Raw genomic sequence first — 12660 nt, forward strand, 5'->3', positions numbered from 1 at the left:
TCAACTACACTACTTTTGTCCCGCATTCATACTTTTTCAGTAAACTCCGTATACAAAAGCTTTGGCACTTCGTGTTCAAGCTCTAAAATAACTGTGATTGGCTTTTCACCATGATACTCGACCGTGTTTCCTTTTCCAATATAGATGAACGGCTCGGTCTTACCGTCAATTTCACGGTATTTTCGTATAAATAAGTGTAGATGAATGCCTCTGTCTTTATTAAAAATAATATTCTTTCCTCGCTCAGACGTCTGTGCCGTACTGTTTGGTGTTTGCCAGTGGAACGTACGCTTATCAATGAACTTGTCCTGATAGTTAATACTTTCTTTAATATCTTCTTCCTTATGAAGATCAATAAATAAAAAGAACTCTTTTTCATTTACTAACAAGCCAGAACCACGGAATGAGCTATGCGTTTTACGATAGTTTGATAACAATGCGGGGTCCATCATGGTATATTGTTCATACAGTTTTAAATGTGGAATTCCATAATCTTCTTTTCCAAACTCTTTTTCATAGCGGAAAATTCCATAATCAATCGCGTCCTTAATGAACTGCTTAAACTGTGTATTATCCAGCACATTGGTAAAGCGCTCTGTTTTTACCGCTTCTTCTCCAGTAAACTCAATTAGCTTGAGCTTTGAACGAAGTTGAACGCTGTCGTAGTAGTCTTGATTTAACACTTCAAATGCGTGTTGTACTGAATCTTCTTCAACGTTATCTACATATTTTAAAACTTCTTGCTTCGCCTGGGACAATGAAATGTGATTGTGATTTAATAAATATTTTAAAATAACAAACTCGTAAACTCTCTTGATTGGCAGCTTGCTAGATAGCTCTTTTAGTGCACTTTCAAAGTCTTTATGCAATAAAAGTAATCTGAGCTGGTCGTCTTTTTCAGTCTTCGCTACAAACTGAAGATACGACTTTTCTTTATTAATAAACTTGATTGGATCTGGTGCTCCGTCAAATGTTAAATAATCCAACAAATAATAAGGAATTCTTCCTTGGTTTAGCTTTTTAAATTCATTGTATTCTTCTTTCAAATATTTCATGGAATTAAAGTTTTCATGATCAATTTGAGCTAAAATGCGATCGCGAGAAATCTCATCCATTTGAATATGCGTTGCCCCTGGAATACTTGGAAACCCTGTGGCGATGGCAACTTTTAAGCTTTCTTTATCGTAATAGCGGCTGCCGTTTAGCGCGAGCGCAATTAAAAAGACTTTGCTATGGTTTCCTATACAGTCGAGCACTGTTAGAAATGATTTACTCTCATGCTTACGCAAGCCGCGACCTAACTGCTGTATAAATACAATAGGAGAGTTCGTTGGGCGAAGCATTAACACCGAATTTACTGATGGTATGTCGACACCTTCATTAAAAATATCAACAGAAAAAATAACTTCTAGTTCATCGTCCTCGTTTTCTAAACGCTCAATATATGCTTGACGATAAGGAATCGAGTGACTCCCATGTAAAACCTCACTTTTATAGCCTCGCTTATTGAACTCTTCTGCCATATACTCTGCATGCTCAACGCTTGCGCAGAATCCGAGCGCTTTACGCTTTAGACCATCATGACCATAAAACTCCATTTTTTCAATAATAAAATCAACGCGCTCATTTACTTTTAAACGCTTGGTAACCTCTGTAATATCATCAATATCTATATCGCTTAAATCTACACCTTCAATATCTGTGATACCAAAGTAATGAAACGGCACCACCAATTGATCTTCCAACGCTTCATGAAGTCTCACTTCAATTCCAACATTATTATCAAACAGATCAAATACGTTCATGCTGTCACTTCGCTCCGGTGTAGCTGTCATTCCTAGCATAAAGACTGGGTTGAAATACTCCATTATCCTTTGATAAGATGGGCTCGTTGCGTGATGGGCTTCATCATAAATAATATAATCAAATTGGTCTCGATCGAATTCACTGTAATATTTCGTTAGTGTTTGAATCGTCGCAAATATGTAATCTGCCTCTTTATCCTTTGAATTCCCTGTCAAAAGACCAAAAGTCATCGATTCATTAACAAACAGTATTTCAAATGTTTCTTTTGCTTTTTTTAAAATCTCTTCTCTGTGCACAATAAAAAGCAGCCTTTTGGGTTTAACTTTCTGAACGTCAAAAGCTGACATATACGTTTTCCCTGTACCCGTAGCCGCAATTACAAGCGCTTTTGTTTCGCCAAAGCTACGCAAGCGTCTCAAGTTTTCCATCGCTCGCTGCTGCATTTTATTCGGGACAATATAGTTACTTCGTTCGAATACCTGCTGAGGCTTGTACGATGCTTCTTTTAACGTACCTAAAAATTTCTCGTACTCCGTCAAAAACTCGCTCGTCGCATCATCACTGATCTCCCACAAATACTCATATTCCTTTAGTACATCTTGAACAAAAGGAGACTCACCCTTTGACACAACTTCCACATTCCACTCAATATTGCTTTTTAAAGCGCTTTGCGTTATATTCGCGGAACCTATAATCACTTTATAATCGTTTTCATACTCAAAAATATAAACCTTCGTATGAAACCCCTTCTCTTCGACTTCACTAAACACTTTAAGGTCAATATGATCAAAGTTCTTAATTTTCTCTAATGCCTTCACTTCTGTAAAATTCAGATAAGTTGATGTAATAATACGCCCTTCCACGCCTCGACTAGCCGCTTCCTTCAAAGGATCTAAAAGAAGCTGAAGTCCGCTAAAATTAATAAAAGCCACACTAAAATAAAAGCTTTTACACTGTTTTAAAGACGTTACAAGCTCATGCAAGAGACTGGTGTTTTTTGAATTGACTAGTAACCGATTATTCATTGACTCCACCTTTTTCCATTAAACTGTTAGTTTTAGTTTAGAGGTTCGGAAAGAAGGGATCAATAGGGTTGGTTAATTAAAAAAATGTCAAAGTTAGACTTAGAGATCTTTTTAATACTTTTTATTTATGGTATGGTTTTCCGTCAAAACAAAATGTCTTGTTCCCTTGCACTTTTCGTTCCATACCATTAAAGTATATATTGGTTGAAGTTTATACTAGCATTCAACCCGATAAGAGAAATTACACTTTTTAATTTTGGGAAGATGTTTTCCCTAAAAGAAAGGGTTTAGATATAAGATGAAAGATAATTTTTGGCATGAGTTGCCGCGTCCGTTTTTTATTTTGGCACCGATGGAAGCTGTGACGGATGTCGTTTTTCGCCATGTTGTGACTGAAGCAGCGCGACCTGACGTATTTTTTACAGAGTTTACGAATACGGAAAGCTACTGCCATCCGAAAGGAAAAGATAGCGTAAAAGGACGTTTGACGTTTACAGATGATGAACAGCCAATCGTTGCGCATATTTGGGGAGATAAGCCTGAATACTTCCGTCAAATGAGTATTGGCATGGCAGAAATGGGCTTTCGCGGCATTGATATTAATATGGGCTGCCCTGTACAGAACGTTGCAGGAAACGGAAAAGGTTCTGGTTTGATTCGCCGTCCAGATACTGCGGCTGAGATTATCCAGGCAGCCAAAGCTGGAGGGCTTCCAGTAAGCGTAAAGACTCGTCTTGGCTATACGCAAGTTGATGAGTGGTACGACTGGCTGAAGCACATTTTAGAACAGGATATCGTGAACCTTTCTATTCACCTTCGTACGAAAAAAGAAATGAGCGATGTTGACGCGCACTGGGAGTTAATTCCGGAGATTAAGAAGCTTCGTGACGAAATCGCGCCTCATACGCTACTAACAATTAACGGTGATATTCCTGACCGCCAGAAAGGTCTTGAACTTGCGGAGAAGTACGGCGTTGATGGAATTATGATTGGACGCGGAATTTTCCATAATCCGTTTGCGTTTGAAAAAGAAAAGAAAGAGCACACAAGCGAAGAGCTATTAGAACTTCTTCGCCTGCAGCTAGACCTTCATGACAAATATTCTGAAGAGCTAGAGCCGCGCCCTTTCAAACCGCTTCGACGCTTTTTCAAAATTTACGTTCGTGGGTTCCGCGGTGCAAGTGAATTAAGAAATCTCCTGATGAGCACGGAAACGACTGATGAAGTGCGTGCGTTACTTGATGAGTTTAAAGACAGAGCTGGAGTGAAAGAAGACGAAGGTTTTTCTGTTTCTTAAATAAGAGCTCGTTTGCTCAAACTCAATTGTTCTTTTTATAGACGTGTGCTATTTATCCACATATGATAAAAGCAGAGGCAGAAGGTTTCACATTTCCTTCTGCCTCTGCTTTTAATGAAAAAATATCCACACGTTCTATTTATGATACGGTTCATTTCGAATAATACGAAAAGCTCGGTAAATCTGTTCTACTAATACTAGGCGCATAAGCTGATGAGGAAAGGTCATTTTTGAAAAAGAAAGAGCTGCGTTTGAACGTTTCATTACTTCGCTGCTTAAGCCAAGCGATCCGCCAATGACAAACGCTACTTTACTTTTTCCGTAAGTAGCTAATGAATCGATTTCTTTTGCCAGTTCCTCGGAAGATTTTTGTTTTCCGTTGATAGCTAATGCGATCACGTGAGTATCATCTGAGATTTTCGCTAAGATGCGTTCTCCTTCTTTTTGTTTCACCTGTTCCATTTCAGATTCACTTAAGTTTTCGGGCGCTTTTTCATCTGCAAGCTCAATAATTTCTACTTTTGCATAGCTTGATAAACGCTTTAAATATTCTTCAATGCCTTGTTTTAAGTATTTTTCTTTTAACTTCCCAATGGTTATAATAGAGATATTCACAGGCTATTCTCCTCTCCTTTATCCCTTATCCACAGATATTATCCACATATCCACATGCTATATCCACATTTTGTATAAGAATATTAGTTCCCTACTACATATACAGCTTCATTGTCACAATATTCGCAGCTTTTTTTGTCAGTTGAATTTTCTATTTTTTCAAAAACAGGTGCTAGCTCAATCTCATCTACCATTACATCCAGCGCTAGTTCCGTGTGTTCTAAACAGCAATATATCTTCATGTATTTATCTTCCTTTCTCTATTCTTTTCATTAAAAAACCACAGGAGTTTATCCCCTGTGGATAACTTTTCTTTTACTTCATTTGACGCGTTAATTTTACTTCTGTGGATTTCTTTTTGCCATCACGATAGAACGTTACATTCATTTTATCGCCAATTTCTTTTTCAATGTAGAGGTGTTTGCGAAGTGTCGCAATATCCCTTACTTTGCTGTGATCTAGCTCAACAATCACATCATATTCCTTCAACCCAGCTTTAGCGGCTGGCGAACCTGGCTCGACTTTTAGAACAGCGACTCCGTTTACTACATCATGCGGTAACTTAAGGGTTTCTTTTAAATGATACCCTGATACCTCACTTAATGATAGTGTACTAACTCCAAGATACGGACGTCTAACTTCACCATATCGTTCTAAGTCATTAATAATGGGCCTAGCCATGTTAATTGGTATTGCAAGACCAATGCCTTCAACTGCTTCTTGGGCAATTTTCATGGAATTAATGCCTATTAATTCACCATCAATATTAACAAGAGCACCCCCGCTATTGCCAGGGTTAATTGCGGCATCTGTTTGAATGACTTCTGATTGCCAATCAGGATTTCCATCGCCATTCAAATCTTGAGGAATGACACGGTTAACTCCTGAGACAACTCCTTGTGTAACGGATCCAGAAAATTGAAGGCCTAGCGGGTTTCCGATAGCAATCACTGGTTCACCAGCTTTAAGCTTATCAGAATTTCCGAAGGTAGCCACTTTTGTCACGTGACCTGCATCAATTTCAAGAACTGCTAAGTCCATTAAATCATCGCTGCCAAGAATTTTAGCTGATACCCTTGTACCGTTACTGAAGCTCACTTCAATTTCGTTAGCGCCTTTAATGACATGATAGTTTGTCACAATATAAGCTTTATTGCCTTGCTTTTTGTAAATAACACCTGAGCCCGTCCCGGCATCAGTTCGTTCATCATTCCAAAAGCTTTCAGAGTTCTGAATGTTTACAACTCCTACAACTGCTGCATTGGCTTCGGAAACAGCTTTTGTGACGGCCGTAGTGACGTCAAGAGATACTGACTTTTGTATCGTAGACCCTGTTTGTTCATCTCCATTTTCATCATTCATCCATCCGTATGGCAAAATCCCGTTCCTCACCAAGGCTGGCATAAGAAGCAGTACAATAAGTGCACCTATAATAGCTCCAATCAGAGCAGAAGCGAAATATCCTCTGCGGCGTTTAGGCGGCCGACTATTCGGCTCTTGGCCTTCATCATAATGTTCCACACTATCACCGAACCCTTCATTTATCATCGTGAATGTCTGCATTCACGTACTAAATGAAGTTATTTTTCGCTTCCTTTCTAGAGACTATACATAAACAATATCAGTTGGTCTTTTTGGATCAGTATCACATAGAAGAATATTGTCCTCTACATTGATGTCTTTTTGTTGTAACACTTGTGCAACCGACATGCGGGCAATTTCCTTCATGTTATTGTCTTGACTCAAATGCGCCAAGTAAATGCGTTTGGTTTGATCTCCGATCACATCTGCCATTGCAAGCGCCGCGTCTTCATTTGATACATGTCCTACGTCGCTTAAAATTCGTCTTTTAATGCTCCAAGGGTAGCGCCCCATTCTCAGCATTTCAACATCATGATTGCTTTCAAATACGTACATATCACTATTTTTAATTGTACCTTTCATGCGGTCACTTACATAGCCGGTATCCGTAATAAGGGTCAATTTTTTAGACCCTTGATGAAAAACATAAAACATAGGCTCTGCAGCATCATGCGAAACGCCAAAAGACTCCACTTCCAATTGACCAAACGATTTCGTTTGGCCAATTTCAAAGTGAAACTTCTGTTCCGTATCAATGTTGCCGATCAAGCCGTCCATTGCGTTCCACGTTTTTTCATTTGCGAAAATAGGGAGCTTATATTTACGTGCCAGAACACCTAGTCCTTTAATATGGTCACTATGTTCGTGAGTCACTAAAATTCCTGATAAATCCGGGATATTGCGATTTACTTGTTGAAAGAGAGCTTCCATTTGTTTTCCGCTCAGCCCTGCATCAACTAGTAAGGAATGTTCTCCATCACTTACTAAAATCGCATTTCCTGTGCTCCCACTCGCTAGCACGCTGAAATGCAGGCTCATTTATCTCACTCCAAATACTTATTTATTTCCTTTTTTAATGATCTGTCCTTCAAAGGCATTTACAAAATAACTTGTATCTCCATTTACAACAATGTGCCAAGTTGGTGCTAAAACTTGAGAATTTAATAACGGCAGATCAAACGTATAGTATCCAAACTCTACGTTTGTTACAGAATCTTTCTTTTTCAATTCATCCTTCAAAAACAAATTTTCCAATGCTTTTAAAGGAGACAAAACATCCTGCTCATCATCCAACGTTTTCACGGAACCTAGCATCGTTTGTTCATATGAAACAATTTCACCTTTATCATTTAAATGAGCAATGATCATGCCATTTTCATTGTCATAGATTTTGTGCTTCTTATATTGTTGAAAGAATGTAACTGTTTTTTTCTCTTTATTAACGTTCCATAGCTCATAATCTTCACCGGAGAGCACATATCGTTTCAAAAATTGACTTAGCTTTGCTTTTGTATTTTTTTCAGGCACTGAAAAAGGTTTGTCCAATACGCTTCGAATTGTTTTTTCCTCAAGCAGCGCTGCTTTTTGCTCTTTCAGCTTTTTTAAGTCTTCTTCTTTAAACAGCTTACTTTTAGCATTTAACGAAGAAGCTTCTTTCACATCTACAGGTAAATGTTTATATTCAATGCCTTCACTCGTTAATTGTTCTTCCACGCTCGACTCCACAAATAGAGAGTACTGATCTTCTTGATGAGTTTTAAAAATCTGATAGCCTAAGTAAATATTAAGAATCAAGAAAGTGAAAATAAAGATGGTTTTTGTTCTATTCCAATCCATCGTTATCGCCTCCTTCGGTCGGCGGTGCAATTCGATACCATTTGCTATTATAATAATAGAACCAAGAAGGAACGAGTTTGACAGAATTAGAATTAAACTCAACCGTCTTTTCGCCGGTTTTCGGCTGCTGTGACACTTCTTCTAGCTGATAGCCTATTGAAATATCTTTTAACAGATTCGGGTCAAAGTTTTGATGTTTTTCAATTAATTGAATCACCTTTTGAGATGACTGCAGCTTTTCTACACTCGAGTCCTGTACTCTTACAAAACGATAAAGAGGACGACGGTAATTTAAAATCTCCGCATTTCCCCATCTTTGATATATTTCAGTCATTCCCTGATTGCTGTACACTGGATAGTTATCTTTATAATAACGATAGCTAATTTCTTTTGTAATGCGATTCCAGCTGTTGAACCTGTAATTAGATTCTGTCCAGCCGCCGTGGTCATTAACGAAGCTAAAGCTGCGATTTATTAAATTATAATCTTCCATTACCTCGGTCGTGGAATTTACAAGATTCACATATTCCATCACATCTGTCTTCGTATTGACATTGATCACTTTTGTACCTTCAGTGTAGACATCTCGGTTTGTAGACGTTTCTTTCCGTGCATAGTCTGGGTTGTTAAAAAGCGCTTCTTTATATTTTTCAATATCTAAATGCCTCATGCTCGTATAGTAGACTTCACTATTCATCGTAATATTATTTTCCGGAAGGAAGATATACCGATTTTTGTTTTCTTTATATACAAGGCTCGGGGCATACGTACGCTTCATTTTATCTTCTAATTCTTTGATATCATCTTTGGCCAAATTCTTGACTGTAACCGAATAAATCTTTTTTTGCTCATAATTCACAAGATACACGCTCACGAAAAAGGAAGGTGTACGCTTAATTTTAATGAGTACACGGTCAAATGTTTGATTAGGCAAAGACGTTTGAGAAAATGAAAAAAGCTGTTGAAATGTTTTCAAAGGTAGCGCGTCTGGATACAGCACTTCAATAGAATTACTTCCATGGACATAATTTAAAAATCCATCAGGAGAAATAGCATCCGAAACGTCCGTCACATTCGAAAATTTCCACTTTTTCATTTCATTTACCCATTTGTTTACATCATCTTCATCGTGAGACATGTAGTGATTATCGTTTCGATGATAGAGAACTTCTGTTGGAAGAATATGATCTTCTATTTTACTTTTTGAACTAACTTCAACTTCTTGCAAATGTTGATTTTTTGAAATGACCTTATAAGAAGGCTGATACGTCCATATATGATACGTCATAATTAAACTGGAAGCGACGAGAACAACTAAGATGGCCGTTTTGATATGTTCATATCTCATTCCCATTCGTCATCATTCTCACTTTCAATCGGAAGAGTAAAGTAAATCGTTGTTCCTTTTCCTTCCTGACTATCTGCCCAAATGCGTCCATCATGTGCTTCAATAATTTCCTTGGCAATAGCAAGCCCTAATCCTGTTCCGCCTAATTTACGCGTTCGTGCTTTATCTACACGATAGAAGCGTTCGAAAATTTTAGCTAAATTTGATTTTGGAATTCCCATACCTTGGTCTTTAATGCTCACAACAATTTCATGCGTATGCTGAGCAATTGAAAATGTAATGGTTCCGCCTTCAGGTGAATATTTTATTGCATTGGAAATAATGTTATCTAATACTTGTGTAATTTTATCTTGATCAATAGCGACATAGATTGCTTCATTTGGCAAGTCGCGCACGAACGAAATACCTTGTTCAATTGTCATTTCAAAGCGATCAATGATGTAATGATAAAACTTCACAAAATTGATTGGGTCACGACTAAATCGGTAGTCTTGGCTATCTAGCTTAGATAATTGAAGCAAGTCGTTAACGAGACGAATCATTCGCTCTGTCTCCGTTTGCGTTACATTTAAAAATGTTGGAGCTAAGTCCTTATCTTGCCAAGCACCGTCTGCAAGCGCATCTAAATAACTGCGCATCGTTGTTAACGGCGTACGCAATTCATGTGAAACATTCGCTACAAATTCTCGGCGATCTTGATCAATTTTCTCCTGCTCTGTAATGTCATGCAAGACAATGATAATCCCGTTGATAAAACCGGTCTCTTTTTGAATAGCGGAAATGGTAGCTCGTAAAATAAAGGGATCCGATTTTGTACTAAAGTCCAAAATTAATGACTCTTGATTGGCAAGCAAGCTTTCAAACGTATGCGTTTCTTCAAGATCTAATAGGGAAACAACTGGATCAGACAAAACCGTTTCACGTGAAACATTTAGCATAGCTGCGGCTGGATCATTAATTAAAATTACTCTTCCCTTTCGATCCGTCGCAATAACGCCATCCGTCATATGAGCTAATACCGAACTAAGCTTACGGCGCTCCCCTTCTGTCGTTGCCTGTGCTTCTTGAAGCTTTCTTGTTAAGTTGTTGAATGTGAGAGCTAGCTGACCAATTTCATCATACCCGTACACCTTAGCTTTTCTCGTAAAATTCCCTTTGGCCATCTCAAGTGCTTGTTTTCTCATTTCAGACATTGGACGAGTAATGGTCTGAGCTAAAAACACGCCTAAAATAGCTGTGATAAAAAGAGCAATCACCGTACCTGCCTTAAAGATCTGATTGATATTACTCATTTGATCGTAAACAGGCTCCATGGAAGCTGTTAAGTAAATAGCGCCTAAGATTTCTTCGCTAGACTGAACTTTTCCATTTTTATTAGTTGAACTTGATTGACTGGCACCTACTTTATCCTGTAAACGGATAGGCTGTATCATAACTCTGATTCGCTGCCCGCTTTGATCAACAAATACATTATCAGAGTTCGTTCCTGCTAACAACGCATTTGTAATCGCTAAATCATTAGTCTTTTTACCTATGATCTGTTGAGGATTTGAGTTCGATGTAGCAATGATTCTTCTATTTTGGTCAATGACTCTTACTTCAGAAATGTCATTCATATCATTTGAAGCTAAATTGGGTCTTGAAGCAAAATCTCTTAAAATTGTCTTTAAGTCTTCCTCAAGAGTCGGTGAATCATCATCACGATTTTTCACCATTTCTTGTCCAATGTTATACGTCAGCAAGTCTGTCCGCTCTTGAAGAGACGTTCGAAAGTTGTTAACTAATTCTTTTTCTAATTGTCGTGCAAAATAGACCCCAATAATTTGCATCGCAATTAAAATGAGCAGCACATAAATCAATACAAACTTTAAATGAATAGATTGCAGGAGCCTTACTTTCTTCATCTAAAATTACTCCTGCTCTGGGCTGCGTAAATAATAGCCTACTCCACGTCTTGTTACAATCCACATTGGATGGCTTGGATTATCTTCAATTTTTTCACGTAATCTTCGAACTGTTACATCTACCGTACGCACATCACCAAAATAGTCATAACCCCATACAGTTTGAAGCAAGTGTTCACGCGTCATGACTTGTCCAATGTGCTTCGCTAAATAATGCAGCAGCTCAAATTCACGATGAGTCAGTTCAATCGTTTCTCCGCGCTTAGACACAATATAAGCATCTGGATGAATAACAAGTGCTCCAATCGTAATTTCATTCGTTTCACTTTCTTCTGTTGGAACAGCTACCTGCTGATGTCTACGTAAATTAGCTTTTACACGTGCTAATAATTCACGCGTACTGAACGGCTTAGTTACATAATCATCTGCACCTAATTCTAGACCTAAAACCTTGTCAATTTCAGAGTCTTTTGCTGTTAACATGATAATGGGCATATCATATTTTTTGCGCACTTCTCGGCAAACTTCCATTCCATCTTTCTGAGGAAGCATAATATCTAATAAAATCATTTCAGGCTGTACTTCTTCCACTTTTTCAAGTGCTTCTACGCCATCATAAGCACAAAATACTTCGTAACCTTCTTTTTGCAAATTAAACTTTAAAATATCTGCAATCGGCTTTTCGTCATCTACGACTAAAATACGTTTATCCATGATCATCGTTCTCCTTTATTAGTTGAAGCAAAATATAAAAGATAGTATTCATACTGTTTGAATACCGTAGTTTTATTATACTTGATAACCCTTGAAACGTCACAAGTTCATCCTCTACTATACATGAAGATATATGATTTTCAACCATCTCTAAATACAAAAGTAATATATTACCATAAAAGAGATGCAAAGCAAATAACGTTTTCTTTTAAATGTAAATAAAAGAAAAAAGCATGACTTTAAATAAAGTCATGCTTTTTGATGGCTCGGGACGGAATCGAACCGCCGACACAAGGATTTTCAGTCCTTTGCTCTACCAACTGAGCTACCGAGCCAAAATGGCGGTCCCGACGGGAATCGAACCCGCGATCTCCTGCGTGACAGGCAGGCATGTTAACCGCTACACCACGGGACCTCAGTCTATATGCTATGTATTAAAAATATTAAAAATGACCCGTACGGGATTCGAACCCGTGTTACCGCCGTGAAAGGGCGGTGTCTTAACCGCTTGACCAACGGGCCACGTTGTAACAAAAGTGAGCCATGAAGGACTCGAACCTTCGACCCTCTGATTAAAAGTCAGATGCTCTACCAACTGAGCTAATGGCTCATGTTATATCTCTTAGCGACGCTTATTATAATAACATGATATTTCATATAAATGCAATAGTTTTTTAAAACTTTCTTTTTATTATTGAGCTTTTTTTAAAAGTCTTGTTAAAAAAGCACCAATTATAAATAAAAAAGGTTAGC

General features: G+C 38.0%; 10 protein-coding genes and 4 tRNA genes. 1 reads left to right on the forward strand and 13 read right to left on the reverse strand.

All coding sequences use genetic code 11. The features are described 5' to 3' along the window. Positions 1-26: 26 nt before the first annotated feature. Positions 27-2831 carry a DEAD/DEAH box helicase gene (locus ACWATA_RS28785; RefSeq protein WP_473050501.1) on the reverse strand — a complete coding sequence of 935 codons (2805 nt, stop codon included), beginning with the start codon at positions 2829-2831 and terminating at the stop codon, positions 27-29. Positions 2832-3129: 298 nt separating this feature from the next. On the opposite strand from ACWATA_RS28785, the gene ACWATA_RS28790 reads away from it, so the two are divergent. Continuing rightward, positions 3130-4128: a tRNA dihydrouridine synthase gene (locus tag ACWATA_RS28790; RefSeq protein WP_014457691.1), complete on the forward strand. Its 999-nt coding sequence runs from the start codon at positions 3130-3132 to the stop codon at positions 4126-4128. 135 nt (positions 4129-4263) lie between these two features. Here the strand turns inward: ACWATA_RS28790 and rlmH are convergent, their stop codons facing one another. The 12 genes from rlmH to ACWATA_RS28850 all read right to left on the reverse strand — a co-directional run bounded on the left by rlmH (position 4264) and on the right by ACWATA_RS28850 (position 12517). Next, entirely contained in the window at positions 4264-4743 is a 480-nt protein-coding gene (gene rlmH, locus ACWATA_RS28795; RefSeq protein WP_028411923.1) for a 23S rRNA (pseudouridine(1915)-N(3))-methyltransferase RlmH, read from the reverse strand. An 83-nt stretch (positions 4744-4826) separates the two neighbouring features. After that, positions 4827-4985: a CxxH/CxxC protein gene (locus tag ACWATA_RS28800; protein ID WP_013059901.1), complete on the reverse strand. Its 159-nt coding sequence runs from the start codon at positions 4983-4985 to the stop codon at positions 4827-4829. Positions 4986-5058: 73 nt separating this feature from the next. Beyond that, positions 5059-6291, reverse strand: a complete 1233-nt coding sequence (locus ACWATA_RS28805; RefSeq protein WP_033580481.1) for a S1C family serine protease — start codon at positions 6289-6291, stop codon at positions 5059-5061. Positions 6292-6348: 57 nt separating this feature from the next. Continuing rightward, positions 6349-7143 carry an MBL fold metallo-hydrolase gene (locus ACWATA_RS28810; protein ID WP_014457688.1) on the reverse strand — a complete coding sequence of 265 codons (795 nt, stop codon included), beginning with the start codon at positions 7141-7143 and terminating at the stop codon, positions 6349-6351. Between the two features lie 18 nt (positions 7144-7161). Further along, a complete protein-coding gene (locus ACWATA_RS28815; protein ID WP_034263964.1) occupies positions 7162-7941 on the reverse strand; it encodes a two-component system regulatory protein YycI in 780 nt (259 codons plus the stop codon). Beyond that, positions 7928-9295 (reverse strand): YycH family regulatory protein, encoded by a 1368-nt coding sequence (locus ACWATA_RS28820; RefSeq protein WP_028411920.1) that lies wholly within the window; start codon positions 9293-9295, stop codon positions 7928-7930. The genes ACWATA_RS28815 and ACWATA_RS28820 overlap by 14 nt, the downstream gene beginning before the upstream one ends. After that, positions 9286-11193: a cell wall metabolism sensor histidine kinase WalK gene (gene walK, locus ACWATA_RS28825; protein ID WP_033580358.1), complete on the reverse strand. Its 1908-nt coding sequence runs from the start codon at positions 11191-11193 to the stop codon at positions 9286-9288. Before walK ends, ACWATA_RS28820 begins: the two co-directional genes overlap by 10 nt. Before the next feature lie 6 nt (positions 11194-11199). After that, a complete protein-coding gene (yycF, locus tag ACWATA_RS28830) occupies positions 11200-11907 on the reverse strand; it encodes a response regulator YycF (RefSeq protein WP_013085552.1) in 708 nt (235 codons plus the stop codon). Positions 11908-12169: 262 nt separating this feature from the next. After that, positions 12170-12242, reverse strand: a tRNA-Phe gene (locus ACWATA_RS28835). Between the two features lie 4 nt (positions 12243-12246). After that, positions 12247-12322 (reverse strand) — tRNA-Asp (locus ACWATA_RS28840). Positions 12323-12357: 35 nt separating this feature from the next. Next, positions 12358-12429: transfer RNA gene (locus tag ACWATA_RS28845), tRNA-Glu, on the reverse strand. Between the two features lie 15 nt (positions 12430-12444). Then, positions 12445-12517, reverse strand: a tRNA-Lys gene (locus tag ACWATA_RS28850). Positions 12518-12660 lie beyond the last annotated feature (143 nt).

The sequence above is a fragment of the Priestia sp. USM5 genome, from assembly GCF_058323215.1.